Genomic DNA, 26,334 nt, shown 5'->3' with positions numbered 1-26,334 from the left:
GCGGGCCCCGCCGTCAGCCCGACGGCCGCTCCCGCCATCGGCGCAGCACCTTGCCGCCCCGCTGCCGGGCGGCCGCGCCGAACAGCGTGGCCGACAGCAGCGGCGCGGTCCACGGCCGGGCCATCAGCAGCCGCCGGTTGGCGACCTGCTCGGGCCGCCAGTGCAGCTTGTACGGCTCGTTGCCGCGCAGCAGACTCAGCGTGCCGCGTCCGTCCGTGCCACCGGTGCGCGCGGCCTGCTCGCTGCAGGCGTCCAGCAGCATCACGGCCACGTCCGCCTTGCTCTCCCGCAGCCGCGGATGCGCGCCGTACAGATATCCGCCGGCCAGGCTCCGGGACCGCAGCGTCAGGTCGACGGCGAGCACGTCGTCGCCGATCCGGAACTCGGTGACGACCGCGTTCCCGGAGCGGACCAGCTCGGGCACCGCGCGCACCAGATGCTCGCGGAAGCGCGGCAGCATGTGCTCGGCCGTCACCTTGCGCTCCTGCCACTGCAGCCGGTGCAGCTCCAGCATCCGGTGCAGGGCCGCGGCCGCCTCGTCGGGCCGGGCCACGTGCCGCACCACGCCCAGCGACGCATGCCGGCGCAGTTGCGCGCGGACCCGCTGGGCCCGCTTCGTGGGCAGCCGGGCGGCCAGCTCGGTCAGCGGGACGGCGGGCAGCTCCAGGCACAGCGAGTCGCGGACCGTGCGGCGCGGCCCGCGCCAGCGGTCGTAGACCCGCTCCACCGCACCACCGGGCCGCACCTCACGGAAGTCGACCAGGGCGGTGCGGGCCGCGTCCCACAGGGCGTCGGCGAGGGCGTCGGCCGCCCGCCCGTCGTCGGCGTCGTCCAGCAGGACGTCCCCGTAGTCGGAGATCGACCCGCCCAGCGGCACCAGCGCCGGCAGCGGGCTGCGGACCAGCATCAGCGGCGCCGCGCCGACCAGTTCGTCACCGGAGCGCACCAGCAGCACCCGGAGCCGGTCCCGCCCGCCGTACGACCGCCACCACGAGTGCAGCCAGGCGTGGTGCTGGAACGGGGTCGCGGTGGCGCACCGCTCGTACAGCCGCCCCCAGGCCGGGGCCAGCGCGGCGAAGGCGTCCTCGTCGGTGACGAGGTCGGTGGTGTGGGCCCGGACCGCCGGGCAGACGGCCGTCACAGCTGGCCGTGCGCGTCGGAGGCGACGGCCGGGCCGGGCACCGACGCCGGGCGGAGGTCGGCCCCGGCCTCGTCCTCGGGCCTGCGCCGGGGCCGTACCAGCAGCACCAGGGCGCCGAGCAGTCCGCCCGCACTCGTCCCGACCAGGCCCGTGACCACGGGGGAGGCCGAGGTGGGCGCGGTCGGCCGCGGGGCCCGGGAGAACTGCACCAGCTCGACATGGGTGTCGGCCTTGGTGGCGTTGGCGTGCTGGGCCAGGGAGCGGGCGACCGCGTTGGCCATGTCGGCGGCTTTGGCCGGGCGGCCCGAGGTGGCGGAGACGGCCACCATCGGGGCGTCCGGCGAGGTTGCCGTGCGCACACTGCCGCGCAGGGTGTTCACCGGCACCCCGGCCCACACCTGCGCGTCGCCGAGCACCGCGAGGTCGGTGGCGACCCGGCCGTAGGCCTGGGCGAAGCCGACCGCGGCGGCGGAGTCGGAGCTCTCGGTGGGTACGGCGATGACGTAGCTGGTGGCCGTGTAAACCGGCGGCTTCAGCACGCCGTAAGCACCGCCGAGCAGCCCGCCCGTGAGGACGCCGGCCGCCACCAGCGACCAGGGCGGAAGCGCGCGCAGGCGCCTGAAAGGGGCCGGGCGGGAGTGCCGGCTGGGATTCTCGGTCATGGCGAGCTGACTTCCTCGGGAGATCGGGACCTGGGGAACGTGCCGGCCAGTGCCGCCGTGTAGACGTCCATGAGCCGGGCGGCGCTGCGGGTGATGCAGTAGTGGTGGGGCGCCTCGGGGGCGGTGCGCGGGCCGGGCCCGGCGGCGCGCACCCCGGCGAGCGCGCGGGCGTAGGCGTCGGCGCCGCCCGTGACGCGCAGCGCGTCCGGGGCGGCCTCGGGCGGCAGGTCCTCGACGGCCGGGCAGGAGGTGTAGCGCACCGGCAGCCCGGCCGCCAGCGCCTCGACGACGGCCAGCCCGAAGGCCTCCTGCGTGGACGGCGCGGCGAGCACGTCCATCGCCGAGGTCAGCGCGGGCAGTTCGGGACCGGGCGAGCCGTCCGGGGCGTAGGGCCGCTCACCGGCGAACAGCACCCGGCCGGCGACGCCGGCCTCCTCGGCGGCCCGGCGCAGGGCGGCCTCCTCCGGGCCGCCGCCGACCAGCAGCAGCCTGCAGTCGTCCGGGAGCCGGGCGAGGGCCCGGATCAGGACGTCGAAGCGCTTGCCAGGGGCCAGCCGGCCGATGCCGCCGATGACGAACGCGTCGTCCGGCAGCCCGAGCCGGGCGCGGGTCAGCCGCCGCCGTACCGGGTCGAAACGGAACCCGTCGAGGTCGATGCCGTTGGGCACCACCGCGATGCGCGGCCGGGGCACCCCCCACAGGGTGAGCCGGTCGGCGACCGTGGGGGAGACCGCGACGGTGGTCCGGCCCAGCCGTTCGCCGGCCAGGTACAGCGCGCGCACCCCCGCCGTGAGCGGCCGCCCCTCCATCTGCGAGTCGCCGAGGGAGTGTTCGGTGGCCACGACAGCGCGCACCCCGGCCAGCCGGGCCGCGATCCGGCCGTACAGGCAGGCCCGGTAGAGGTGGGTGTGCACGAGGTCGTAGCGGCCGCGCCGGATGACACGGGCCAGGCGGGGCAGCGCCGCCACGTCCCGGTTGCCGCTCATACCGAGGTGTGTCACCCGGACCCCGTCGGCGGCCAGCCCGTCGGCCACCGGCCCGGGGTTGGTCAGCGTCACCACGTCGCACCGGGCGGGCAAGTGCCTTAGCAGCAGACGCAGTTGCTGTTCGGCGCCGCCCACCCCGAGTCCGGTGATGATGTGCAGCGCCCTCACCGCGGCCCCTCCGGCACCGGCCGGCGGCGCAGCCGGTGCAGCCGGTACTTCAGCGACAGGCGCACATCGGTGTCGTGCTGCCCGACGTACACCCGGGGCAGGGCGTACGGGCCGGTCAGCGCGCCGGGGTCGATGGCGCAGGCGTAGTCGTACCCGGCCTCCCGCACCGCGTCGGCGGCGCGGGCGTCGACCGTGCCGTACGGATAGCAGAAGCCGGTGACCGGAGCACCGGTCAGCCCTTCGAGCAGGACCCGGCTCTCGACGGTCTCGGCCTTGAGCGTGAGGTCGTCGGCCCGTGTCAGGTCCACGTGGGTCAGACCGTGCGAGCCGATCTCCACGCCCGCCCGGGCCACGCGCCGGATCCCGTCGGCGGTCAGCAGCGGCTTGCGCGGGCCCAGCGGGTCCCACGCGTTGTCGCCGCCGAGCCGGCCGGGCAGCGCGAACAGGGTGGCCGTGCACTCCCAGCGGGCCAGCACGTCGACCGCGCCGGTCAGGAAGTCGGCGTAACCGTCGTCGAAGGTGAGCCCGACCAGACCGCGTCCCTTCCCGCGGGCCCGGGCGGTGAGCAGTTCGCGCACCGACACCCCCCGCAGGCCCCGGCCGTGCAGCCAGCGAAGCTGCCGCTCCAGCCGGTCGGGCGTGACGGTGATCCGGTACGGGTCGTCGGCACGGTCACCGACCGAGTGGTACATGGCGATCCACGGGACGCGGCCCGGGCCCGCGGCGGCTGCGCGCCGGGGTGACTCAACGGAGGACGGCATGGGCGAGCCTTCCGACGAGGGTGCGGACGATTCGGATGACGAAGGTGCAGCCCTGGGCACCCAGGGCATGGCCGAGCAGGACGAACACGACGGTCACGGTGGTGCCGCCGGCCAGCAGACCGGCGAGCGGGGCGGTGGGCAGGCTCGCGGCGAACGCCCCGGCCGGGGTGGCCACCGCGGCGGCTCCCAGCGGCCGGCTCAGCTCGCGCAGCACGCCCCGGGCCCGCACGGGCACGCTGCGCGAGGCCAGCCCGGACAGCAGCAGGACGGCGGTGACGGTGATCCCGGCGGCGTTGGCGGCGGCGATGCCGGTGACGCCCCAGGAGCCGATGGTGCCGGCGCCGATCCAGGAGGTCGCGGCGATGCCCGCGGCCATGGCGGCGAGCGGGTACCAGGTGGCGCGGCCCGCCGAGAAGTAGGAGCGGACCAGCACGCCCGTCAGGGTCTGGCCGAGCAGGCCGAGCGCGTACACCCGCATGACGTCCGCCGTGGCCGCGGTGTCGGCGGCGGTGAACGCGCCGCGCTGGAAGAGGAGCCGGATGATCAGCGGGGCGCAGGAGAGGACGGCCGCAGTGCCGAGCAGCACCAGACCGGCGGCCACCGCCAGATCGCGCTCCACCCTCGTCCGGGCGCGCTCGGTGTCGCCGTCCGCGAGGGCCCGGGCCACCACCGGGAAGGTGACCGTGCACAGCATCATCGACAGCATCATCGGGATCTGCGCGACCTTCTGCGCGTAGTTCAGGTGCGAGATGGCCCCGGCGGGCAGCTGCGAGGCGAGGAACCGCTCGATGAGCACCTGCGACTGCCGGCACAGCCCGAACAGCAGCACGGTGGCCATCAGCGCGACGTCCACGGGCCGGGCGCCGGCGGCGTCCCCGGAGACGGCCCGCGTCACCCGGCGGTCGCGCAACCGGCGCACCAGGTCCGGCAGTTGGACCAACACCATCAGACATCCGCCGGCCGCGACCCCGAACGCCGCCGAGCGCACCCCCCAGCGCCCGCCGAGCGCGAACATCGCCGTGATGATGCCGATGTTGTACACGACGTAGATCGCCGCCGGGGCCAGGTAGCGGCCGTGGGCCCGCAGCGCCGCGCTGCAGTACCCGGCGAGCCCGAAGCTGAGCACGCAGGTCGCGGTGAGCCGGGTGCAGTCGACGGCGAGGGCGGGGTCGGGCAGCCCGGGCGCGAGCACCCCGACCAGTTGCGGCGCGGCGGCGGCGAGCAGCGCGCCCACCGCCGTGAAGGCCAGTGCCAGCCGGGGCAGGCTTCCTGCCACCAGGGACCGCACGGGATCACCGGGGGCGCCCTGCGCACGCCGGGCCAGGGCGGCGCTGAACGCCGGGATCAGCGCGAACGCCAGCCCCTCCTCGATGAGCAGCGTGGCCGCGAACTCCGGCACGGTCCAGGCGACCAGGAAGGCGTCGGTGTCCCGCCCGGCCCCGAAGAGCTGGGCCAGCGACTGGTCACGCAGCAACCCGAGGAGGGAGCCGGCGACCGAGAGGGAGGCCGTGACGAGAGCGGCGCGGGCGAGGAACCGGGGGATGGGCGGGGTGGGTTCGGGCGTGAGGGCGGATGCGCGGCCGGACTCGGGGTTGGGGCCTGACTCCGGGGCGGTGCCCTCTTCGACGCCGGGCGTTGCGTCTGTGCCGGGCCCGGCATCCGTGCCGGGCGTGATGTTTGCGCCGGGCATCGCGTCCACGTCGGCCATGGCACCCGCGCCGGGCGTGGCGCCGGCGCCTGACGTCGCCTCCGCTCCGGACACGGCGCCGCCGCGTACGGCCGTCCGCGCGGCCGGCAGGGACACCCCGCCCACCGGCCCCGCAACGGCGGATTCCGCCGCCGGCCCGGCCGCCCCACCGGCCTCGGGGCTCGCCGCGGGCCCGGCCGGTGCCCGGGGGTCCCGCGGTTCGCGGGACGGGATCGCCGTCATCGCGCGGCCGCCTCTCCCGGCTCCGCGGCGCGTCCGGCCGTGGCGTTGCCGGACAGCGCCCACCAGGCCGCCAGCCCCAGGCACACCGCGGTCAGCACGGTCGAGGGGCCGCCGATGTCGGCGTAGGCGAAGTCGACCAGCTGCCAGACCAGCAGTCCGCAGGCGACCAGCGCGCACTCCCGGCCCCCGCGCGAACGCCGCGTCCGCCACAGGTTCCGCAGCGCGCACACCAGCAGGGCCAGCCAGCCGCCCGCCAGACCGAGCAGCCCGAGGAGACCCTGCTCGCCGAGCACCAGCAGGTACATGTTGTGCGGGGAGAGCAGCGGCTGGCGGCGGAAGGCGGCGCCCGCGCCCGCCGTGTCGCTGCCCGAGGACAGCGCCAGCGAGGCGTGGCCGTCCCGGTACTCGGGGAAGCCCTTGAGGCCGACGCCGGTGAGCGGGTGCTCCCGCCACATGTCGGTGGCCGCCGCCCACATGGTGTACCGGTCGGTGACGGACTGGTCGGGAGCGTCGGCGACCTGGGTGATGCTGTCGAACCGCTCCTGCAGCATCGCCGTACCCACCCCGAACCCGCCCACCAGGACCACGCCCGCGGCCACCGCCGCCGCCCCCACCCGCAGCGCCCGGCGCGGGCCGGCCAGCGCGAGCTGGACGGTGACGGTCACGACGGTGGCGATCCAGGCGCCCCGGCTGAAGGACAGGGCGAGCGGCGGCAGCAGGGCCAGGGCGCAGGCCGCCGCGGCCCACCGCTCGCGCCCCGTGGCCCGGCCCAGCGCCAGACCTACCGCGCAGACCAGCCCGAAGGACACCACCGTCGCCATGCCCATCACGTCCGACGCCCCGAAGGTGCCCACCGCGCGGACGTCCTCGCCCTCGTACGACGCCCCCGTGCCGGTGACGTACTGGTGCACCCCGAGGACCCCCTGCCACAGCGCGAGCGCCACGAGCGACCAGGCCAGCAGCCGGAAGTCGCGCCGGTCGCGGACCAGCAGGAGGACGGCGGCGGGTACGAGGACGAAGATCTGCAGGTAGCGGCCGAGGCCGGTGATCCCGGAGCCCGGTGACACCGCACCCATCGCGGCGAGCGCCAGGCCCGCGACCGGCAGCCCGAGTACGACGGCGGCGGTACGGGACAGCGGGCGCCGGCGTTCCCGCAGGAGCCGTACGGCGCAGTGGGCGACGACCACGGCGGACATGGCGTCGGCCGGGCCCGCGCCACCCTCGCCGCCGGGCTGGCCCGGCAGCGCGAGCAGCGCGACCACGGCCACCACGGACAGCACCGGCGAGGGCCTGAACGGGCGGTGGAGCGGCAGGGCGAGGCTCATCGGTCAGCTCCCCGCCGACCGCACGAGCGCGACCGCGGTGCGCAGCAGGATGCAGACGTCCTGCCACAGCGACCAGTTGTCGATGTAGGCGTTGTCGAAGCGGGCCCGGTCCTCGATGGAGGTGTCGCCGCGCAGGCCGTTGATCTGGGCGAGCCCGGTGACGCCGGTCCGCATGCGGTGGCGGGCCGCGTAGCCGGGGTGGTTCTGGCTGAACAGGGAGACGAAGTAGGGCCGTTCGGGACGCGGCCCGACCAGGCTCATGTCGCCCCGGAACACGTTCCAAAGCTGCGGCAGCTCGTCCAGCGAGGACCGCCGCAGGAAGCGGCAGAAGCGGCTCATGTCGCGCTCGCCCGCCACGCTCCACCGGGTGGCCGCCTCGTGCTGGTCGACCGGGCGGTGGGTGCGGAACTTCAGCAGTGTGAAGGGGCGCCCGTCCTTGCCGATGCGCTCCTGCCGGAACAGCACACCGGGTCCGTCGGTGAGCCGGAGCACCACCGCGCACACCAGCAGCACGGGGGAGACCGGCACCAGCAGCGCCCCGGACACCAGCAGGTCCAGCAGCCGCTTGCCGAGGCTCCCGCGTCGCCCCGAACCCAGGTCCAGGTGGTGCACCGCGAACCCGGCGAGCTGGTCGCCCGACTCGTGCGCCGGGCTGTCCGGGTCCACCTCCCACACCGTGCAGCCCGCCTCGAGCAGCGTCCGCAGCAGCGGCGCCCGCTCGGTGCGCACGGCCGGTGCGACGGTGAGGACGACCCGCACGCCGTTCTGGATGAGCGCGCGTCCCACCTCCTCGTCGGTGGTGAGCACGGGCAGCCCGCCCGGGCCTTCGGGGTGTTCGGCGACGACGCCCACCGGCCGCACCCCGCAGCGCGGATGCCGCAGCAGCGCGGCGGCCACCCGCTGCGCGGTCGCGGCGGGGCCGACGACCAGCGCCGGGCGCGGGTGGCCGGCCAGGACGGCACGGCGCCGCCAGTGCACCGCGCCGCGTCCCGCGCAGGCCACGGCCGCGTGCAGCGTCCAGCCGAGCAGCAGACCGCGGGCGGACAGCGCCAGACCGGGGTCGTAGGCGGCTCGCAGTGTGGCCACGGCGAGCCAGGTGACCGCGATCCGGCCGCAGACGGCGGGTAGTTCGTCGAGCACGCCGAGCACCGGCCGCGCCGTACGCGGCCGTAGCAGTATGGTGCCCGCCACCAGCACGGCGACCAGTAACGGGCGGTGGACGGCGCCTTCCAGGGCGAGCGCGCCCGCGCAGGCGGCGAGCACGTCGGCGGCGAGCAGGGGCAGCGGCGAGGCGGGCCGCGCGGGCGGCCGGCGCACCGGGAACCTGGACCCGCCGGTGGCACGGGCAGGCAGCACCGAGAGGGGCGAGAGTCCGTGGTCCCATGGCTGGCCGCCGGTGGAGGGGACGGTACTTTCCGCGGTCACGAGTGGATGGACTCCCTGCGCTCGAAGGACACGGGTGGCCGGGACCCGAGGAGGTCGCGGTAGAGGTCCGCGACCCGCTCTGCGGTGTGCCGCACGTCGTGCGTGGACACGACGTGACGGCGCCCCTGGTCCGCCAGGGCGGCGCGCAGGGGGGCGTCGGCGAGCAGCGCGGTGACGGCCGCGGCCAGCGCCACGGGGTCCGCCGCCGGCACCAGACAGTGGGGCGTGAGGGCCGGGGGCAGGCTCTCCCGGGCGCCGTCGACATCGGTGAGTACGACGGGCCGCCCGCAGGCCAGCGCCTCCAGCGGGGCGAGCGCCATGCCCTCCCAGCGCGAGGGCAGGACCACCAGGTCGGCGGCCCGGTACCAGGGGACGGTGTCGTCGACGGCGCCCGCGAAATGGACCGAGGGGTGCGCCCGGGCGCGCAGCGCGTCCCGGTCGGGTCCGTCGCCGACCAGCACCAGCCGGGCGTCCGGCGCCGTGCGCCGGACCTGCTCCCAGGCGCGCAGCAGCACGTCCTGGCCCTTCTGCCGGCACAGCCGCCCGACGCAGACGACGAGCGGCGCGGACGGATCGAGGTCCGGCGGAAGCGCGGTGCGGCAGGGCGCGGCGGGTGCCGTGGCGGCGGGTGCGGGGGAGAAGCGTGCGGTGTCGACGCCGTTGGGGATGACGGCGTACGAGGCGTGGACACCGGCGCGTACTCCGGTCGCACGCTCCGCCTCGCTGACGCACACCACCCGGTCGGCCCACCGGGCGCCCCAGCGCTCCCAGCGCAGCGCGAGGCCCGCGGTCACTCCGCCGACGGCCTCGAACGACCATGCGTGCGGCTGGAACACGGTCGGGATGCGGCCGCGTACCGCCAGCCGGGCGGCGAGCCCGGCCTTGGCGCTGTGCGCGTGCACCAGTTCGGGCTGCACCTCTTCGATCAGACGTGTCAGTCGCCGCACCTCACCGGCCAGCCCCGGACCCGGCGACCGCGTGGCCCGCCAGGGACGGAATCCGGCGCCCGTCCGCCGCAGCTCCAAGCCGAGATCACCGCCGGGACAGCCGGCGGTGACCTGGGCGCCGGACGCCAGTTGAGCCCGCACGAGGTCGAGCACGACACGGGCGACCCCGCCGTCGACGGGTTGCGCGAGATGCAGAACCCGCGGCCGAGGATCGGGTGCCGGTCGGTGCATTCTCGGGTTCCTCGCTCACAGGGGCGCTCGGGGCTGAGGGTGGGTACGCGTGTCGTGCCGGCGCGTCGGCCGCCACGAGGTGTGCGCCGGTCCACGCCGCGTCCCGGTGAGCAACGAGCCGGAAGCCCGGCTGGTCACCACCGCGCCGCCGAGCCGGGTCGGCTTCGAACGCATCTGCGTGGCGGTGATCGGGGTGTGCAGTCCCTCCTCCCGCACGTGGTGGAGAGGGCAGCAACTCTATGAGGCGTGAGGATTAATCGGAAGAAACTGGACAAGTGTGTCGGAATAGTGAAGGGGTACTTCGGCACACATCACCCCTTTGGCGGCGGAACCCCGGCGGCTGCCACGCGTTGACACAGCGCTGGGCATCCCGCCCGGATGTTTGTGTCGATCCCAAGGAGCACTTCTCCATGTCGCGTATCGCGAAGGGTCTGGTTCTGACCTCCGCCGCCGTCGCGGCCGTCGCCGGCGGTGTCGGCGTGGCCGCCGCCGACTCGGGTGCGGACGGCCTCGCCGCCAACTCCCCGGGCGTGCTGTCGGGCAACGTCATCGAGGCCCCGATCCACGTGCCGGTCAACGTCTGCGGCGACACCGTCGACGTCATCGGCCTGCTGAACCCCGCGGTCGGCAGCGGCTGCGTAAACGACTGACGCCGAGACGCATCCCCTTCGCCGGCCGCCCGCCCGTGCCTCACGCACGGACGGGCGGCCGGTTCGTGTACCGCCTCCGCCGGATGCTCCGCCCGGGCTCCGAGCGGTTGCGGTACGACACCGGCGGTTCAACGGTGGGCTGAGATCCCAGCCCCACCGAAAGGAACCCGCATGCGTGTGCTGCCCCCACGGCGTCTCGCGTCCGCCACCCTCTGCGCCGCCTTCCTGGTCGGCATCGCCGGCTCCGCCGCCGTCGCCACCGACCTGGCCAGGGAGCGCACCCCGGTGGGTTCCCGCCCGGCCGTCCCCGGCGCCGCCCCGCTGCTCGCCCGGATCAAGGCGCTGAGCGTCACCGGCTCCGTCCCCGCGCCCGTCAAGGAACTGCTCGAACAGTCGCTCCGCAAGGGCCGGCTGACCCCCGGCGAGGCGCACCGGCTGGGCGAGGCGGCCAAACGCTCCGTCACCGAGGCGGTCACCGGGGCCCCGACGGCCGCCGCCACGCCGGCCACGCCGCTCGCGGCGATGACGCCCGTGGCTCCGGCGGACACGCCGACGAGTGCCGCGACGCCTTCCATGGACCCGGCGTCGTCGACCGCCGTGTCGCCCTCCATGGACCCGACGCTGTCGACCGCCGTGTCGCCCTCCATGGACCCGACGCTGTCCACCGCCGCGTCGCCCTCCATGACAGCCGTGCCGTCGGCGGCGACGCCCTCCACAGCGACCGGTCCCGAGGCCCCCGCCACGCCCGCCGTCCCCGCCGACGGCGCCATGAGCCAGACCCTCGGCCTGCCGGACCCCGCCGCGGCTCCGCCGGCCGCCGACGGTGCGGCCCGCATGGCGGCGCCCACCGCCCGGGACGCCACGAGTGACGCGCTCGCTGCGCTGACCGGCGCGATCGACGCCCTGGTCAAGGCCGACGTCTCCAGCCTCGACGACGTACTGCGGCCGCCACCGGCGTGGTGAACGACCTGCTGGGCCTGCTCAAGCCGGCCCTCCCCGGCACCGGAACACCCACCCCGAGCCTGGCGCTGCCCAGCCTGCCGGCCGTGCCCAGTCTGCCGGCGGTACCGGCGCTGCCGACCGGGTGACGGCTTCCCCGCCTCCGCCTCGGCCGCCGTGCGACCGGCGCACGGCGGCCGAGGCGCCCCCCTTCCCGGAGGCATCTCATATGCCTTTTCCTCGCAGGGTTTCCGGCCCGACGGCGACTCGTTAAGCACGGCGTCAGAAATCCCCGGGGTGACGTGAGTTGCCGAAGGAAGGAACACGATGAAGTCCCTCAAGGCCGCCGCTGTCGTTGCCGGTTCCCTTGCCCTCGCCGGCGCCGCCGCGCCCGCGTTCGCCCAGAACTCGGCCGACCTCAGGCCCACCAGCCTCAACGGCGCCGTGGACACGCTCGCCCAGCACCCCCTCACCGTGCACGACGTGATGCCGCTCAAGCACCAGTCGGACGCGCTCAGCACCGAGAACAAGGACTCCGTCCTGCACACGGTCAAGGACGCCACCACCGCCGTGAACCAGCAGAACCCGCTGCTCGGCGGCATCCCCCTGCAGGGCTGACACACCGGCGACGCGTCGAAGAGGGGCCGGTACCGCACCGTGCGGGACCAGCCCTCGGTGCGTTCGAGACCGCTTCCCCCGATCGTGTGGAGCGGTACCCGGCACTGAGCCGAAAGGGTGAGAGGCCACCCGGCCGAGCCGTACCCCGTCGGTAGGGTCGCGCGGTGACCTCAACCTCAAGCGCGCCCGCCGCCCGTCTCGCCGATCTCGGCACGCTCGTCGTCCTGGCCTGGAGCGGCGAGGCGCCCGACGGCACCGACATGCCCTATCTGCTGGGCTACTCCCTCGGGGACGCCGAGGGCGGCCCGGAGGCGACGGCGGCCGCGGTCGAGCGGTTGCTGGTGAGCAACGGGCTCCCGGTCGGCGGCGATCCGGTCGACGGCACCAACCGGCCCAGCCTGCCCGTCACCCTGCTCGTGGAGGCGGGGCAGGCCGTCGTCAACATGCCGCAGCTGGTCGCGCAGGCCGACGCGCCGCCGGAGTGGCTCGCCGCCGTCGCCGCCCGCGGCTACGCCTACCTGGTCTTCACCACCCGTGCCTGGCCCGAGGGCGAGCCCGGCAAGGTGGTGGAACCGGCCGCCCTGGCCGCGTTCGCCGGTGCCGAGGAGACCCTCTCGGCCGCCGCGCACGTCGTCCTGCCGGCCCGCCGCCTGCGCGGCTGACGCCCGCGAGCCCGGCCTACGAGCCGATGAATGACGAGCCCAAGAATGACCGGCTGATGAACGACGAACGCATGAGCCCACGAACCGACGAGCCCACGAGCGGACGAATGAAGAACCGATGAGTTAAAAGCTGATGAGTCGAGAAGTGGCGACCCGATGAGCCGATCGGTCACCGAGTGACCGGCTGGGGCACCCGGCCGCATTCCGCGCGCCGCGTACCGCCGGATGGCCGTCATCGGTGACTCGGCCCGGGTCCCGTCGGTTACCGATACGGACATCTGATCCCGATCTAGGAGTGAGAGATGGTCGTCGGTGCCGGAGGCGTCGCGGTGGGGGCGAATCAGCAGGTCGCGGCGGGCGGTCGCAGAGTCTCCCGCAGAGAGGCGGCCCGGGCGCTGCTGGCCACCGGCGCCGCCCTGGCGCTCGCCCCGGTCGTCGCCGCCTCCCGCCCCCTGCCGGCCGGGCCCGGCCCCGGGGGCAACTCCTTCGACGAGACCTACCGGGGCCGCCGCATCCACGGCGCCCTGGTGCCGATCGCCGGGCGCCGCAAGGCCGACGGCGACTGGGAGGTCACCATCGACGGCCATCCGCTGCACCTCATGCGCCGGGCCGACGGCACCTGGCTGAGCATGGTCGACCACTACGGCTCGTACCCCACCGCGCTGGAGGCGACCCGCGCGGCAGTCGACGAGATCGGTCCCGGGCAGCAACTGCGCGACCTCGCCCCCGGCCCGGTCGGCGGCCGGATGGCCGGGCACCACATGGGAGGGCGCCATGGCGTACGTGCGTAAGGACGTCAGCACACTGACCCGCGCCGAGCGCCGCCGGTTCGTCGACGCGCTGCTGGAGCTGAAACGGCGGGGCGAGTACGACGAGTTCGTGCGCATGCACATCGACCACTACGCCGCCGACGGCGAGACCGGGCTGCGTTCCGCCCACATGGCCCCGTCCTTCCTGCCCTGGCACCGCAGGTTCCTGCTGGACCTGGAGCGGGCGCTGCGCCGGGTGGACTCCTCGGTGACGGTGCCTTACTGGGACTGGACCCGGAACCGTACGAAGACCTCCGTGCCGTGGACGGCGGACGTCCTCGGCGGCAACGGGCGGCGCTCCGACCGGCAGGTGATGACCGGCCCCTTCGCCTACACGGCGGGACACTGGACCATCAGGGTGGGGATCACGGACGGCAAGTTCCTCACCCGGGACCTGGGCCGGGCCGCCAATCCCATCGCGCTGCCCACCAGGAGCCAGCTCCAGTGGGCCCTCGACGACCCCGTCTACGACGCCCGGCCCTGGGACTCGACGGCGACCACGGGATTCCGCAACAAGCTGGAGGGCTGGGGACCCGGCAGCGGCAGCGCCTCCTGGCGCAACCACAACCGGGTGCACCGCTGGGTCGGCGGTGTCATGCTCGGCGGCGCGTCCGTCAACGACCCGGTGTTCTGGCTGCACCACGCCTTCCTCGACATGCAGTGGCACCGGTGGCAGCTCGCCCACCGCAGCCACCGCTATCTGCCCGCGAGTCCGCCCCCCTCGGGGGACCGGCAGCACGGGCGGATCGTCGCCCGGCACCAGAAGCTGCCGCCCTGGGACGTGACGCCGGACCAGCTCGAGGACGTGAGCGGGATCTACCGGTACGCGTGAGCGGAGCGCGGACAAGGGAAGAGCCCCGGCGCTCGAGGTGCAGGGGCTCTTCGCTGTCCGTGCGGCCGGATCAGTTGCCGTAGGCGCCCGATTCGGGGTTGCCCGGGGTGGCCTTGTGGCCGCCGTTGCCGCAGACGTTGCCGAACGCCGGGTTCAGCAGGCCGATGACGTCGACCGTGTCGCCGCACACGTTCACGGGGACGTGCACCGGAACCTGGGCCGCGTTTCCGGACAGCACGCCGGCCGAGTCGAGGGCTCCGCCCTCGGCGCCCGCGTCGGCCAGGGCGAGGCCGGCACCGCCGATCACCACGGCACCCGCGCCGAGGGCGACGGCGGCCGCCTTCGCGATGCGAGACATCAGGTTCTCCTTTTGCTCGGGGGTACGGCGGCAGGACCAGCCGCCGCGCTCCCCGTTCAACGGCCCGGCAGAGGGCTGGTCACGCCGATCAGCCGGGGATCACCCGTTCAACGGGGCGCGCGGGCGGCGGAGCACGGTGGAGTGTGGAGCGGGGGGCGCCGGGGGGATGGAGCACAGCGGGGCCGGCAGACGTCCGGGGCACGTCCGCCGCACTTCAGGCGCGCGTCCGATGCATGTCCGGCGCGCGTTAATTGGGAGGCGTCCGGGTGGGCCGCCCGCCTAGCCTCCGGTCATGACCACGGACTCAGGCACCGCCGCCGGCACAGAAGCCGGCCCGGGCGACGACGCCGACCCCAGCGAGCGGGCAAGGCAGTTGATCGGCCTGCTGGCCGAGGAGCGCAGGCTGCGTGCCCTCGCCGCCGTGGTCCTGGGCGCGGACACACCCGAACGGGTCGCCGAGGCGGCCGGGCTGTCCGCGAAGGACACGGCGGCGGCGCTGCTCCGGCTGCGCGAGCAGCGGGCGGTGACGGACGGCCCGACGGGCGCGCTCGCCGTCTCCTACGCCCTGTTCCGCGAGCTGGCCCGGCGGGAGCCGCCGGCACCGCGAGCCGGGAACGGGCCGGACGCCGTCCTGGACACCTTCGTACGGGACGGGCGGCTGGTACGGCTGCCCGCCAAATGGACCCGGAAGAAGCTGGTGCTCCGGCACATCGCCGAGCAGACCTTCGAGCCGGGCGTCGCCTACCCGGAACGGGTCGTGAACGAGCGCCTGCGGGCCTGGTGCGAGGACGCCGACGACATCGACCATGTGACGCTCCGGCGCTATCTGGTGGACCTCCACCATCTGCACCGGAGCGAGGGAATCTACCGCTGCCCGGAAGCCGGCTGACCCGGCCGTACACCGGCTGCCGGAGTCGCAGGCCGGACACCGGCTGCCGGAGTCGCAGGCCGGACACCGGCTGCCGGAGTCGCAGGCCGGACACCGGCTGCCGAACCCGAAGGCCGGACAACGGCTGCCGTACCCCGGAACCTCAGGGCAGCCGGCGTACCGGCGACCCCGCCAGGTACGCCTGGATGTCCTCCACCGCCTGGCCGTAGTACGTCGCGTAGTTGGCCCGTGAGACATAGCCGAGGTGGGGCGTGGCGAGGAGGCGGGGCGCGGTGCGCACCGGGTGCGACGCGGGCAGCGGTTCGAGGTCGAAGACGTCGATGCCGGCCCCGGCGATCCGGCCCTCGCGCAGCGCGGCCAGCAGGGCGTCCTGGTCCACGATCGCCGCGCGGGAGGTGTTGACCAGGTAGGCGGTCGGCTTCATGAGGGCGAGTTCGGCGGCGCCCAGCAGTCCGCGGGTGCGCTCCCCGAGGGCCAGATGGACGGAGACGAAGTCACTGGTCGCCAGGAGGTCCTCCTTGCCCGCGGCCAGTTCCACGCCCACCTCCTCGGCCCGCTCCTTGGTCAGGTTCTGGCTCCAGGCGCTCACCCGCATGCCGAAGGCGAGTCCGATCCGTGCCACCCGGCTGCCGATCTTCCCGAGCCCGAGGAGACCGAGCCGGTGCCCGTGCAGGTCGGCGCCGACGGTGGACTGCCAGGGCCCGCCCGAGCGCAGCGCGCCGCTCTCCTCGACGATCCCGCGGGCCATGCCCAGCAGCAGCGCCCAGGTCAGCTCCACGGGAGGCGTCGACGAACTCGCCGTACCGCACACGGTGACCCCGTGCGCCTCGGCGGCGGTGTAGTCGATGACGCTGTTGCGCATGCCGGAGGCGACGAGCAGCTTCAGCCGGGGCAGGCGGGCGATCAGCGAGCCGGGGAAAGGGACGCGCTCGCGCAGGGTGACGACGATGTCGTAGCCGGCGAGGGCCGCGGCGAGGGCGTCCTCGCCCTCCAGGTGCTCGCGCAGCGCGACGACCTCCACCCGGTCCCCGACCACCGACCAGTCGGCGGAGGCGGTGGCCACCCCCTGGTAGTCGTCCAGCACCGCACAGCGAAGCCGCATGTGACCCCTCCCTTCCCCGCGGCGACTGTACCTGCCCGTCGAAAGCCCGAACTCAGCCGAATACCCGGGGAAACGGAATCTGAACTGCTTCTTTCGATCTGATGTACAACTCTTCTTCCTCCTACTGGGTCGAACTGGCGAACAACGGCGTTTGCCCCCAACGTGCACGCCTGCCCGGAAGAGGAAACCTTGCCCATGACGATCCGTCGGTTGTGCGGTGCCCTGCGCGTGCGCGGGGTGACCGAGCTGCTTCTCGTGCTCCTGCTCGGAGCCGGCTTCGCCGCGCTGCCCGTCTTCGCGCTGCTGCCCGACTGGCGGGGCTTCGCCGTGGCGTCGGCCGTGACGTACGTCGTGGACGAGGTGCTGCACTCCAGGGCTCCGGGGTTCGTGCGCAGGCTCGCGGCGCTGCAGCTCACCAGGCCGCTGCGGTTCGCGGTGCGCACGGTGATGCTGCTCGCGCTGGCCAGCCGGATGGACGCGCCGGAGGCGGTCCTGGTGGCGGCGCTCGCCGTCTTCAGCGCCCACTTCGCGATGATGATGCTCTACACGGCGGTGCACCACGCCATCCGCGCGCGCCGCGTGCTGCCACTGGTCGTGCGCAACCTCGACATGAGCGGGCTGCCCATACCCAAGCAGCCGCCCGCCCTCCTCTACCGGCGCTTCCTGCGCAAACTCCTCCACCTCGACGTGCCGGCCCACGCCGGGCTCCTCGCCGCGCTCGCGGTCGGCTCCTGGCAGCCGGCGTACGCGGCCTTCGCCGTCACCGTCGGCGTGAGCACGGCGGCCGTCGTCGCACTGCTCGACCAGTACCGCAAGGCCCGCCGCATGCCCGCGAAGGACGAGGTGTTCGCCGAGGTCAACCGGCAACTCGCCGGATACCGCCCCGAGGTGGCGCTCTACTTCAGCTTCGCCGCCGTCTCCCGTGACTTCATGTACCAGGTCAACATGTGGATCGAGACGCTGGAGCAGCTCGACATGCGCCCGGTGATCATCCTCCGGGAGCGGGCCTCGTTCCGTTACCTCAGCCGGACCTGGATCCCCGTGGTCTGCGTCCCGAAGGCCGACGACCTGGCCGAACTCGAACTCTCCGGCGTGCGCGTCGTGCTCTATCCGGGCAACGCGGGCAAGAACGTGCACATGCTGCGGGTGGCCGAGGCCAAGCACGTCTTCATCGGCCACGGCGACAGCGACAAGCTCGCCAGCAGCAACCGGGTCAGCAAGGTGTACGACGAGATCTGGGTGGCCGGCCGGGCCGGCCGCGACCGCTACCAGCGGGTGCGGCATGCCATCAGCGACAGCGCCATCGTCGAGGTCGGCCGCCCCCAGCTCTCCCCGATCCGGCTGCACGCCGACCACACGCCCGGCCCGCTGCCCGTCGTCCTGTACGCGCCCACCTGGGAGGGCTGGAGCGACGACGACTGCCACACCTCGCTGATCCCGATGGGCGTACGCCTGATCGAGAAGCTCCTCGCGGAGAACGTCCGGGTCATCTACAAGCCGCACCCGCTCACCGGCAAGCGTTCGGCCGAGGCGGCCCAGGCCGACAAGGAGATCCGCGAGTTGCTGCGCGCGGACAACGAGCAGCGCGGCGCCGCCGAGGCGGAGGCCGCGGTCGCCGCCGCCAAGCCCCGCCTCAAGGAGATCCAGGCCCGCCTCGACGAACTGGCCGGCCGGCACGGCGGCGACGACGCCGAGCAGATGCGCGAGGCGCGGGTGCCGGACCGCGCGGGGGCGGCCGAATGGCAGGAGCTGCGCGCCGAGTGGCACCGGATCTTCTGGGAGACCCGGGGCCCGGTCCGCCACAACGTGATCCTCAAGCAACTGCCCACCCTCTACGAGTGCTTCAACCAGGCGGACATGCTCATCAGCGACGTCTCCTCGGTCGTCGCCGACTTCGTGGCCGGCCTCAAGCCGTACGTCCTGACCAACGCCCACGACCTGCCCGACCACGAGTTCCGGGCCGCCTACACCACGGCCGGCGGCGCCTACCTCCTCGACAGCGAGTGCGCGCGTCTGACGCAGATCCTGGACTCGGTCCGTGCCCCGCACACCGACCCGATGGCCCTGGACCGCCGCACCCTGAAGGAGTACGTCCTGGGCCCGGACCACCCGACCTCCATGGCGCGCTTCAACGCCTCGGTGAACGCCCTGGCCGCGAAGGCGGAGGCGGAGCGCGCGGAGGAGACGACTCCGGAACTGGCGGCCTGAGCGGAGCGGCTGACACGGCGGACGGGGCGCTGACGTACTCGGGTGGACCTGAGTATCAGCGCCCTGTTCGTGTACCGGGGCGGCCCGGAACGCTTGACCCATGAGCAGAGAACCGCGGAAACCCGCCCTCCAGCTGTTGTGGATCCTGGTACTGGCCGGCGTGTCGATGGCGTTGTGGGCCGCCTGGCTGGGCTGGGACCAGCACCGGGACGTCCACCCCGACGGCTCGACGACCGGCCCGTACGAGGCGTGGCAGGTCATCGGACTGGTGCTGACCCTCCTGGCACCGGTGTGCTGGGCGGCGTTCCGCGACTACGTCGCGGCCGCGGTGCTCGGCACCTCGGCCGGCCTGACCACCGCCGCGTACTACGACTGGTCGGACGACTCCAGCGGCCTCTTCGCGGTCGGCGTGGGCCTGGTCATGATGGGAAGCCTCGCCGCGACCACCGTCGTCTCCGCCGTGATCACCGCGGCGACACGGGACGGCCGACGGGCCGGAGTCTGAAAGCGGGGACCGGGTGGGGGGCCTGGGCGGAGGGCTCAGGCGGCGGGCACGAGCGGGGGGCCTGGGCGGCGGGCACGAGCGGTGGGAGTTGGTGGCGGGCGCGAGCGGGACCCGGGTGGCGGGCTTGGGCGGCGGACCTGGGCGGGGGCTCAGGCGGCGGGCGCCGGCGGCTGAATCAGCCCGGTTCGGTCGGTCAGAGAGCCGCGAGCAGACCGTCGAGCGGTGCCGGCACGCGATCGGCCTCGAGCGCCTCCACCAGCACCCGCCCGTAATGGATCTTCCGCCCCTTCTTGGTACCGAAGAAGCGCCGCAACTGCTGCTGCGCGGTACGGCCCCGCTGCGCCGGCTGGCGCAGAAAGGTCTCCAGGGCCCGCTCGTCCCCCTCCGCCCGGACGAGTTCCGCCACCCGCGTCACGCCCAGCGCCCGGATGAGCTCGTCCTCCAGATCCGCCGCACACACGAAGAACCCCTGCCACGCGGCGCTGGCCCGCTCCAACCCACGGACGTAGTAACCACGTTCCGCCTCGTCGCACAGCCCCGTGAGCCGCAGCCCGAGACCGGGCGGCCCGAGAACCCGGGCGAAGTGCCCGACGCTCATGGCACCGCCCATCGACACCACGCAGACCCCTTCGGCCGCCAGATCCCGCCCCCGGCGCGCCGCCAGAGCACCGACGGCCGCGACATCGCTGGGCCCTTCGAGCAACACGGCCACCCGCACGGACAACCGCCCGGCCAGCTCCCGCGCGGCCTCACCGTCCCCACCGGCCGCCCACACACCGACCGCATCCCGGAACGCCCCCATGTCAGCCACGCCCCGAGTCTCCGCCCCCGTACGGCCGGACCGCCACGCAATTTCCTCCACCAGGCGACGCCGATGCCCGTAAGCCCCCCATGCCTTCCCTGAGCCCCGTCCCTCCTGAGCCCCTAAGAGAGCCAACACAGTGCCTGGACTCGCCTGTAGGCGATCACACAGCAGGCGAGCTTCAGGAACGCCTCGTGGATGTCGTCGCGGATGCCCCGCAGGCAACCACGGTCGTCCAGTGGCAGCCGGCCGGGATGGCGCGGACGCCGCTGCCTGACCGGCAGCGACGGCTCCATGCGCCCCCACAGGTCATCAGGCACCATCCACGGAGAACCCGTTCCCCTTCCCCATGACTCGTTCAACGAGCCGGCCAGGAAGGGGATATGACTACGACCAGGCCTTCTATTAGGTGCTCCAACTCCCGTAGCTGATGGCCCTGAAAATAGGGTGCGGGCGGCTGAGCTGGGGTGGTAGGTAAGCGATGTGACAGACAGTCTTGAGTATTCCGCCCTGCTGCAACTGATCGACGAGCGGTCGGCCGCGTTCCGGAGTGCGGTTGCCGCCGCGCCCAGCCTTGACGCGCCGGTGCCGTCCTGCCCCGAGTGGACGTTGTTCGATCTGGTGCAGCACCTGGGTACGGGCCAGCGCTGGTGGGCCGCGATCGTCGCCGCGGGCCCGGCCGAGGCTCCGCCGGCCAAGGATGCCGCGGAGGTGCCGCGCGAGCTCGAGGCGCTGCTGGCCTGGTACGCCGAGGCGAACGAGCTGCTGCTGAGTGCGCTGCGCGAGGCCGGCCCGGAGCGCGAGTGCTGGACGTGGTGGGGCGCCGGCGTGTCGCCGGCGAATGCCCGGGGCGTTGCCCGGCGCCGGGTGCACGAGGTGCTCGTGCACACCTACGACGCCCAGCTCGCCGCAGGCGCCGTGCAGCCGATGCCGGCGGACGTCGCGATCGACGGCGTGGCCGAGTTTCTCGACACCTGCAACTCCACCCCGGCGGCCTGGCCGCACGAGGCCGCCACCATCCACTACCACGCCACCGAGGGCCGCTCCTGGCTCCTCGCGCTGGACGGCACCGGCGCCTGGCCCGCACCCCTCACGGACGACGCCGCGCCCGCCTCCGCTTCGGCCACGGGCACGGCCGAGCAGCTGCTCCTCTTCGTCTGGGGCCGCCTCACGCTGAGCGACCTGAAGATCGAGGGCGACCAGCAGGTGTTCGAGCAGCTGATCGCCTGGGAGCCCGAGGAGTAGCGAGTCAATACCGCCAGCGGACGGCCTCGATGGCGTCCGCGTCGGTGAACATCGCGAACAGCTCCGCCTCCGCACGGCGGACGGCCAGTACGGCCTCGTACAGCTCGGGCCCGAGCGCCTCCCCCACAGCACTGCCGACTCAGCCAGGAAGGGGATATGGCTACGACCAGGCTTTCTGTGAGGTGCTCCAAGCCTCCGCGCCCCTAACCTCCGCGCCCTTGAGCCTCGGTGCCCCTAAGGGATCCGCCCCTGCTGCCCCACCCGCCTGATCCGCGCGAGGTGCACGGCTCCGACGACCCAGCCCGCGACCAACAACGCGACGGCGGACTCGAGCATGGCGACGTAGCGGTCCCCATCCATGATCAACTCGGCAAGGTAGATCCCCGCGTCGAGGCTACCCAGCCCGAACAGACAGACCGACGCCCCACCAAGCGCCCCCCGCGCCTTGCCCCCGGCTCCAGCGGCCCCCACCTGAACGCTTCGCATACCGCTCATGATGAGCGCGATGGGCCCGCAGGGCCATATCCGGCTCAACGACGGCATCCCACCCGCCCAGGTGGCCGAGTGGGCCGGAAACAGCGTCGCCGTGCTCCTGGCGACCTACGCCCGGTACGTCGACGGGCAGCTGCCGGACCTGAAACGGCGACTGAAAGCCGCGGGCGACCTTCCGGAGGCGGAGGTGCCTGGCGCTGGCTGATCTTCCACTGGTCGAGAACTTCGACACGTATTCGACACGGCCGCCCGCGAAAACCCGGTGCCAGCCGGACAGCCTCGGAGTCCGCCCTGATCAGCAAGAGGGCGTCCGGGGCTTCGTCACGTCGGCTGATATGGGCCCTGACCAGCAAAAAGCCCTCCCGAGGGGAGGGCTGAGGGTGAGCGCCCCCGGCAGGACTCGAACCTGCGGCCAAGCGCTTAGAAGGCGCCTGCTCTATCCACTGAGCTACGGGGGCCTGGTGGCGGGACAAGGATAAAGCTCCTTGTTCCCTGACCCTGTCGCTTCGCCTCCGTGGCTCGATGTGGAGGTTCGGTGAAGCGGTCCTGATAATCGCAGGCAGGTACGAATCGTGCACCGCTTTTGGCCTCCGACGCACCGGGTGTTGTGCACTCGTTATGCCTGGACTGTGCCCTCGTACCAGTCGTCCCTTACGTCCGTTGTGTTCCATCGGCGCGCTGAGATGTCCATATGCTTCAGAATTCCCCTAAAATTGGGCATTCTTCACATGTGGTGACCTTGGACGTTCGGCCTCAGCTGCTCGACACACTCTCCGCTCTGCGCGACCGTGTCGCCGCCGCACGCTTTCCGCTGCCCCTGGCCGGGGCCCCACGCGCGCGTGCGAACCGTGACGAGCTGCTCGCGCAGCTCGACGACTATCTGGTGCCCCGACTAAGGGACCCCGGCGCCCCTCTGCTGGCCGTCGTCGGCGGGTCCACCGGGGCCGGCAAATCGACCCTCGTGAACTCCGTCGTGGGGCGCCGGGTCAGCCAGGCGGGCGTGCTCCGGCCGACGACCCGGACGCCGGTCCTGGTCTGCCATCCGGAGGATCATCACTGGTTCAGCGGCATGCGCGTGCTCCCCGATCTCACGCGCGTGTGGGGGCCCCAGCCGGACACCGGAGACGATCTGCTGCTCCCCGGCGAGGCTCCCGCGCGCGTGCTGCGTGTCGAGACCGCCGAGAGCCTCCCGCGCGGACTCGCCCTGCTCGACGCCCCCGACATCGACTCGCTGCTCGCCGACAACCGTGTCCTGGCCGCCGAGCTGATCTGCGCCGCCGATATCTGGATCATGGTCACCACGGCCGCCCGCTACGCCGACGCCGTGCCCTGGCATCTGCTGCGTACGGCCAAGGAGTACGACGTCACCCTGGTGACGGTTCTCGACCGTGTGCCGCACCAGGTGGTCTCGGAGGTCTCCCGGCAGTACGGCGCCCTGCTGACCAAGGCCGGGCTCGGCGACGTACCGCGTTTCACCGTGCCCGAGCTGCCCGAGTCGGCCTGGGGCGCCGGTCTGCTGCCCAGCACCGCCGTGGCGGCCCTGCGGACCTGGCTCGTGCACCACGCGCAGGACGCCGCGGCCCGCGAGCACGTCATGGCCCGTACGGCACACGGCCTGCTCGACTCGCTCAGGTCGCGCATGCCGGAATTGGCCTCCGCCGTCGCCGCGCAGTACGCCGCCGCGCTCCGGCTCACCTCCGCCGTCGAGAGCGCCTACGACGGCGAGCTCGCGCGCGTGCGAGGCCGGTTGCAGTCCGGGGCGGTACTCGCCGGGGACGCGCTCAAGCGCTGGCGTGCCTTCCCCCTGGACTGCACCGCGGGCGAGCTGCTGGACGCCCTCGTGGAGAGCCTGGGCGCGCTGCTGCTGTGTGCCGTCACGGCCGCCGACGAGCGCGTCGACGAGGCCTGGCGGCGCGAGCCCGGCGCGGCCGCTCCGGGACTCGCCGACCGGCACCCCTCCCCGGAGAAGGCCGAGCACCGCATCGGGCTCGCGGCCCGTCGCTGGCGGCGCGAGCTGGAGGAGTACGCCGAGGACGAGGTGCGGGACATCGAGCGCAGCACCGCTCCCGATTCCGAGAGCGTCGCCGCCCTCGTCGCCACCGCGCTGCTGGGCGGGACCCGGGCGCGTACCGCGGGCGAGCGGCTGGCCGAGCGGATCGGTGCCCATGGCGCGCTGCGGCTGCGCGACCGGGCCGAGCGGCTGCTCAACGACACCGTCGACCGCGTCGTGCACACCGAACGCGAGCGGCGCCTCACCCCGCTCGACGCCCTGGACCTTCGTGCCGAGCCCCAGGCGGAGCTCATCGCCGCGCTGTCCGTACTGCAGAAGGAGAGGTGAACGGTGACAGCCGTCACTGACCATGATCACACGGACCACAGGGATCACACCGATCACATGACTCACATGGACCGCATGGACCGCACGACGCACGTGGGCCCCTCGGACCACGCCGGTCCTGCTGCTGCCGGCACGGACGGCCGAGCCGGGGAAGAGGGCGACACGGTCAACGGCCGTACACCGGCCGCCGGCGGCTCCGCGCACCCCACCCCCGGCACGGTGCGCGGCGCGGAAACCGGTGACGACACCGGGGCGGGCCCCAGGGCCGAAGTCACCGAGACCGAGGAGCAGCGGGACGAGCGCGACCCGGAGACGGACGGACGGTCGCACGCCCGTGTGCCCGGTAAGCGCTCCGACCGCGAGGAAGGCGTGCCCGCCCATGAAGGCGGTGACCAGGCATCGGCAGCCGCGGGACAGCGGGGAACCGAGCCGCACACGCGCGCGGCAGAGGCACAGCAGGACTGGCGGGACGCCGGCGAGCCGCACGCGCGCGTGAACACCTCCGGCACCGGGACGGGGACCGGCACCGGGACCGATGGGGGCCCGCACCGCCCTGTGGAGGACGACGGGAAGCCCGGCCCCGACGCGGACGCGTCCGACCCCTGGGACGACGGGCTCATCGCCCGCCGGGTGACGGAGGGCGGCGAGCGCGTCTCCGTCCTCGACAAGCCCGTCCGCGCCCCGGGCACCCACACCCCCGCCCCCCTGGCGTACGACGGCCCTCTGCGCTCCCGGCTCGACGCTCTGCGCGAACTCGTCGGCCTGTCCCGCGCCCGCCTCGACACCCGCACCCTCGCCGAGGCGGGCCGGGTCCTGGACGAGGCGGCCGCCCGCCGCAAGCTCTCCGGCGGGCACACCGTCGTCGCCATCGCGGGCGCCACCGGCAGCGGAAAGTCGCAGCTGTTCAACGCCCTGGCCGGGGTGGCCATCTCGGAGACGGGGGTTCGGCGCCCGACCACCGCGGCGCCCATCGCGTGCAGTTGGAGTGACGGCGCGGCGGGCCTCATCGACCGGCTCGGCATTCCGGGCCGGCTGCGTCGGCGCCCTCTGCAGAGCGCGGAGGCGGAGGGGCAGCTGCGCGGACTGGTCCTGGTCGACCTGCCCGACCACGACTCCGCGGCCGTGGAGCACCGCGAGCAGGTCGACCGGATTCTGAAGCTGGTCGACGCGGTCATCTGGGTGGTCGACCCCGAGAAGTACGGCGACGCCATGCTCCACGAGCGCTATCTGCGGCCCATGGCCGGCCACGCGGAGGTCATGTTCGTCGTCCTCAACCAGGTCGACCGGCTCCCCGGGGAGGCTGCCGACCAGGTACTGGACGATCTGCGCAGGCTGCTCGACGAGGACGGTGTCGCGCTCGGCGAGTTCGGGGAGCCGGGCGCCACGGTGCTCGCGCTGTCCGCGCTCACCGGCGACGGCGTCGGTGAGCTGCGCGAGGTGCTCGGCCACTTCGTGATGGAGCGCGGTGCGGCGGCCCGGCGGGTCGCGGCCGATCTGGACGCGGCCGCGGCTCAGCTGCGGCCCGTCTACGCCACCGGCCGACGCGTCGGCCTCAGCGAGGAGGCGCGCGAGGAGTTCGCCGCCCGGCTCGCCGACGCGGTGGGCGCCACCGCGGCCGGCGAGGCCGCCGAACGCGCCTGGCTGCGCAACGCCAACCGGGCCTGCGGCACGCCCTGGCTGCGGCTGTGGCGCTGGTACCAGAGCCGCGGCGGGCCCAGCACGGGCCGCATGGCGGTACGTCACCAGGCCGATGAGGAGGCCACGGCCCGTCAGCGCGTCGAACAGGCGGTCCGTACGGTGTCCGACCGGGCTTCGGCCGGTCTGCCCACGCCGTGGGCGCAGGCGGTGCGGGAGGCGGCCGTGCGCGGCTCGCACGGACTGTCGGAGGCGCTGGACGACCTGGCGGCCCGGGCCGGACTGCCGCCGGGGCGGCCGCCCCGGCCGGGCTGGTGGCCGGTGGCCGTGCTGATCCAGGCGGCCATGACCCTGCTGCAGGTCGTGGGCGGGTTGTGGCTGGTGGGGCAGATCGCCGGAGTCATGGCACCCAACCTGGGCGTGCCGGTGCTGCTGATGGTGTGCGGCATCGTCGGCGGGCCGTTCGTGGAGTGGGGCTGCCGGATGGCGGCCCGGGGGCCCGCCCGCCGGTACGGCCAGGACGCGGAACGGCGACTGCGGGAGGCGGCCGCGAGCTGCGGCCGGGCCCGGGTGCTCGATCCGCTGGCGGCGGAGCTGCTTCGGTACCGGGAGGTGCGGGAGCAGTACGGCCGGGTGGTGCAGACGGGCGTGGGGGTGGGGTGAGAGCGGTGCGG

At 74.0% G+C, this 26,334-nt stretch carries 27 protein-coding genes, 1 tRNA gene and 1 pseudogene; 14 read left to right on the top strand and 15 right to left on the bottom strand.

Annotated features, from left to right (window positions below):
- Positions 1 to 13 precede the first annotated feature (13 nt).
- From AB0924_RS05435 to AB0924_RS05400, 8 genes are read right to left on the bottom strand one after another with little or no spacing between them, the layout of a single operon-like run.
- The gene (locus AB0924_RS05435; protein WP_358931566.1) at positions 14 to 1,141 is read right to left on the bottom strand and encodes a GNAT family N-acetyltransferase; all 1,128 of its coding nucleotides are present in this window, start codon (positions 1,139 to 1,141) and stop codon (positions 14 to 16) included.
- Positions 1,138 to 1,803, bottom strand: coding sequence for a lipopolysaccharide biosynthesis protein (locus AB0924_RS05430; protein ID WP_358931564.1), 666 nt, complete (start codon positions 1,801 to 1,803; stop codon positions 1,138 to 1,140). Before AB0924_RS05430 ends, AB0924_RS05435 begins: the two co-directional genes overlap by 4 nt.
- On the bottom strand, positions 1,800 to 2,957 hold the full coding sequence (locus AB0924_RS05425) for a glycosyltransferase (protein WP_366910707.1): 1,158 nt from the start codon (positions 2,955 to 2,957) through the stop codon (positions 1,800 to 1,802). The genes AB0924_RS05430 and AB0924_RS05425 overlap by 4 nt, the downstream gene beginning before the upstream one ends.
- Positions 2,954 to 3,718, bottom strand: a complete 765-nt coding sequence (locus AB0924_RS05420; protein WP_358931560.1) for a polysaccharide deacetylase family protein — start codon at positions 3,716 to 3,718, stop codon at positions 2,954 to 2,956. The genes AB0924_RS05425 and AB0924_RS05420 overlap by 4 nt, the downstream gene beginning before the upstream one ends.
- Positions 3,702 to 5,648: a lipid II flippase MurJ gene (locus AB0924_RS05415; RefSeq protein ID WP_366910706.1), complete on the bottom strand. Its 1,947-nt coding sequence runs from the start codon at positions 5,646 to 5,648 to the stop codon at positions 3,702 to 3,704. Before AB0924_RS05415 ends, AB0924_RS05420 begins: the two co-directional genes overlap by 17 nt.
- Positions 5,645 to 6,973, bottom strand: a complete 1,329-nt coding sequence (locus AB0924_RS05410; RefSeq protein WP_358931556.1) for an O-antigen ligase family protein — start codon at positions 6,971 to 6,973, stop codon at positions 5,645 to 5,647. The genes AB0924_RS05415 and AB0924_RS05410 overlap by 4 nt, the downstream gene beginning before the upstream one ends.
- Positions 6,974 to 6,976: 3 nt before the next feature.
- A complete protein-coding gene (locus AB0924_RS05405; RefSeq protein ID WP_358931554.1) occupies positions 6,977 to 8,398 on the bottom strand; it encodes a sugar transferase in 1,422 nt (473 codons plus the stop codon).
- Entirely contained in the window at positions 8,395 to 9,576 is a 1,182-nt protein-coding gene (locus tag AB0924_RS05400) for a glycosyltransferase (RefSeq protein WP_366910705.1), read from the bottom strand. The genes AB0924_RS05405 and AB0924_RS05400 overlap by 4 nt, the downstream gene beginning before the upstream one ends.
- A gap of 410 nt (positions 9,577 to 9,986) precedes the next feature.
- On the opposite strand from AB0924_RS05400, the gene AB0924_RS05395 reads away from it, so the two are divergent.
- The 7 genes from AB0924_RS05395 (at position 9,987) to AB0924_RS05365 (ending at position 14,086) form a co-directional block, all read left to right on the top strand.
- Positions 9,987 to 10,226, top strand: coding sequence for a chaplin (locus tag AB0924_RS05395; RefSeq protein ID WP_358931550.1), 240 nt, complete (start codon positions 9,987 to 9,989; stop codon positions 10,224 to 10,226).
- A 171-nt stretch (positions 10,227 to 10,397) separates the two neighbouring features.
- On the top strand, positions 10,398 to 11,189 hold the full coding sequence (locus AB0924_RS05390) for a hypothetical protein (RefSeq protein WP_366910704.1): 792 nt from the start codon (positions 10,398 to 10,400) through the stop codon (positions 11,187 to 11,189).
- On the top strand, positions 11,183 to 11,314 hold the full coding sequence (locus tag AB0924_RS05385; RefSeq protein ID WP_366910703.1) for a hypothetical protein: 132 nt from the start codon (positions 11,183 to 11,185) through the stop codon (positions 11,312 to 11,314). Before AB0924_RS05390 ends, AB0924_RS05385 begins: the two co-directional genes overlap by 7 nt.
- 178 nt (positions 11,315 to 11,492) lie before the next feature.
- On the top strand, positions 11,493 to 11,783 hold the full coding sequence (locus AB0924_RS05380) for a hypothetical protein (protein WP_358931544.1): 291 nt from the start codon (positions 11,493 to 11,495) through the stop codon (positions 11,781 to 11,783).
- A 164-nt stretch (positions 11,784 to 11,947) separates the two neighbouring features.
- The gene (locus tag AB0924_RS05375; protein WP_358931542.1) at positions 11,948 to 12,445 is read left to right on the top strand and encodes a DUF5949 family protein; all 498 of its coding nucleotides are present in this window, start codon (positions 11,948 to 11,950) and stop codon (positions 12,443 to 12,445) included.
- A 302-nt stretch (positions 12,446 to 12,747) separates the two neighbouring features.
- Positions 12,748 to 13,236 (top strand): tyrosinase family oxidase copper chaperone, encoded by a 489-nt coding sequence (locus tag AB0924_RS05370; RefSeq protein ID WP_358931541.1) that lies wholly within the window; start codon positions 12,748 to 12,750, stop codon positions 13,234 to 13,236.
- A complete protein-coding gene (locus AB0924_RS05365; protein ID WP_358931539.1) occupies positions 13,220 to 14,086 on the top strand; it encodes a tyrosinase family protein in 867 nt (288 codons plus the stop codon). The genes AB0924_RS05370 and AB0924_RS05365 overlap by 17 nt, the downstream gene beginning before the upstream one ends.
- A gap of 70 nt (positions 14,087 to 14,156) precedes the next feature.
- Here the strand turns inward: AB0924_RS05365 and AB0924_RS05360 are convergent, their stop codons facing one another.
- Positions 14,157 to 14,444, bottom strand: coding sequence for a chaplin (locus tag AB0924_RS05360; RefSeq protein WP_358931537.1), 288 nt, complete (start codon positions 14,442 to 14,444; stop codon positions 14,157 to 14,159).
- A gap of 292 nt (positions 14,445 to 14,736) precedes the next feature.
- Here AB0924_RS05360 and AB0924_RS05355 point away from each other — a divergent pair, with 292 nt between their 5' ends.
- Positions 14,737 to 15,333, top strand: a complete 597-nt coding sequence (locus tag AB0924_RS05355; protein ID WP_358931535.1) for a DUF2087 domain-containing protein — start codon at positions 14,737 to 14,739, stop codon at positions 15,331 to 15,333.
- A gap of 142 nt (positions 15,334 to 15,475) precedes the next feature.
- Here AB0924_RS05355 and AB0924_RS05350 read toward each other — a convergent pair whose 3' ends face one another.
- Positions 15,476 to 16,435 carry a D-2-hydroxyacid dehydrogenase family protein gene (locus AB0924_RS05350; protein WP_366910702.1) on the bottom strand — a complete coding sequence of 320 codons (960 nt, stop codon included), beginning with the start codon at positions 16,433 to 16,435 and terminating at the stop codon, positions 15,476 to 15,478.
- A gap of 195 nt (positions 16,436 to 16,630) precedes the next feature.
- Between AB0924_RS05350 and AB0924_RS05345 the strand changes: the two genes are divergently transcribed.
- Together AB0924_RS05345 and AB0924_RS05340 are read left to right on the top strand one after the other, a co-directional pair.
- Positions 16,631 to 18,643, top strand: coding sequence for a hypothetical protein (locus AB0924_RS05345; protein ID WP_358931531.1), 2,013 nt, complete (start codon positions 16,631 to 16,633; stop codon positions 18,641 to 18,643).
- Between the two features lie 100 nt (positions 18,644 to 18,743).
- Entirely contained in the window at positions 18,744 to 19,148 is a 405-nt protein-coding gene (locus AB0924_RS05340) for a hypothetical protein (protein WP_358931529.1), read from the top strand.
- A gap of 193 nt (positions 19,149 to 19,341) precedes the next feature.
- Here the strand turns inward: AB0924_RS05340 and AB0924_RS05335 are convergent, their stop codons facing one another.
- The gene (locus AB0924_RS05335; RefSeq protein WP_366910701.1) at positions 19,342 to 19,959 is read right to left on the bottom strand and encodes a TOPRIM nucleotidyl transferase/hydrolase domain-containing protein; all 618 of its coding nucleotides are present in this window, start codon (positions 19,957 to 19,959) and stop codon (positions 19,342 to 19,344) included.
- 200 nt (positions 19,960 to 20,159) lie between these two features.
- Positions 20,160 to 20,273: pseudogene (locus tag AB0924_RS05330) on the bottom strand (IS5/IS1182 family transposase); the annotation flags it as partial.
- A gap of 160 nt (positions 20,274 to 20,433) precedes the next feature.
- On the opposite strand from AB0924_RS05330, the gene AB0924_RS05325 reads away from it, so the two are divergent.
- A complete protein-coding gene (locus AB0924_RS05325; RefSeq protein WP_366910700.1) occupies positions 20,434 to 21,195 on the top strand; it encodes a maleylpyruvate isomerase family mycothiol-dependent enzyme in 762 nt (253 codons plus the stop codon).
- Between the two features lie 4 nt (positions 21,196 to 21,199).
- On the opposite strand, the gene AB0924_RS05320 is transcribed toward AB0924_RS05325, so the two are convergent.
- Both AB0924_RS05320 and AB0924_RS05315 read right to left on the bottom strand, forming a co-directional pair.
- The gene (locus AB0924_RS05320; RefSeq protein WP_366910699.1) at positions 21,200 to 21,322 is read right to left on the bottom strand and encodes a hypothetical protein; all 123 of its coding nucleotides are present in this window, start codon (positions 21,320 to 21,322) and stop codon (positions 21,200 to 21,202) included.
- Between the two features lie 107 nt (positions 21,323 to 21,429).
- Complete coding sequence (locus AB0924_RS05315; RefSeq protein ID WP_358931521.1) at positions 21,430 to 21,561, bottom strand: hypothetical protein; 132 nt, start codon at positions 21,559 to 21,561, stop codon at positions 21,430 to 21,432.
- Between the two features lie 127 nt (positions 21,562 to 21,688).
- On the opposite strand from AB0924_RS05315, the gene AB0924_RS05310 reads away from it, so the two are divergent.
- Positions 21,689 to 21,892 (top strand): hypothetical protein, encoded by a 204-nt coding sequence (locus AB0924_RS05310; protein ID WP_358931519.1) that lies wholly within the window; start codon positions 21,689 to 21,691, stop codon positions 21,890 to 21,892.
- 180 nt (positions 21,893 to 22,072) lie between these two features.
- Here the strand turns inward: AB0924_RS05310 and AB0924_RS05305 are convergent.
- Positions 22,073 to 22,145 (bottom strand) — tRNA-Arg (locus AB0924_RS05305).
- A gap of 272 nt (positions 22,146 to 22,417) precedes the next feature.
- Between AB0924_RS05305 and AB0924_RS05300 the strand changes: the two genes are divergently transcribed.
- The gene (locus AB0924_RS05300) at positions 22,418 to 24,025 is read left to right on the top strand and encodes a dynamin family protein (RefSeq protein ID WP_366910698.1); all 1,608 of its coding nucleotides are present in this window, start codon (positions 22,418 to 22,420) and stop codon (positions 24,023 to 24,025) included.
- A gap of 57 nt (positions 24,026 to 24,082) precedes the next feature.
- The gene (locus AB0924_RS05295; protein ID WP_366910697.1) at positions 24,083 to 26,323 is read left to right on the top strand and encodes a GTPase; all 2,241 of its coding nucleotides are present in this window, start codon (positions 24,083 to 24,085) and stop codon (positions 26,321 to 26,323) included.
- Positions 26,324 to 26,334 lie beyond the last annotated feature (11 nt).

It is taken from the genome of Streptomyces sp. NPDC047869, from assembly GCF_040704065.1.
Classification (GTDB): domain Bacteria; phylum Actinomycetota; class Actinomycetes; order Streptomycetales; family Streptomycetaceae; genus Streptomyces.
Note: the sequence above shows the minus strand (reverse complement) of the source record. Positions and strands in the feature narration are given on the sequence as shown.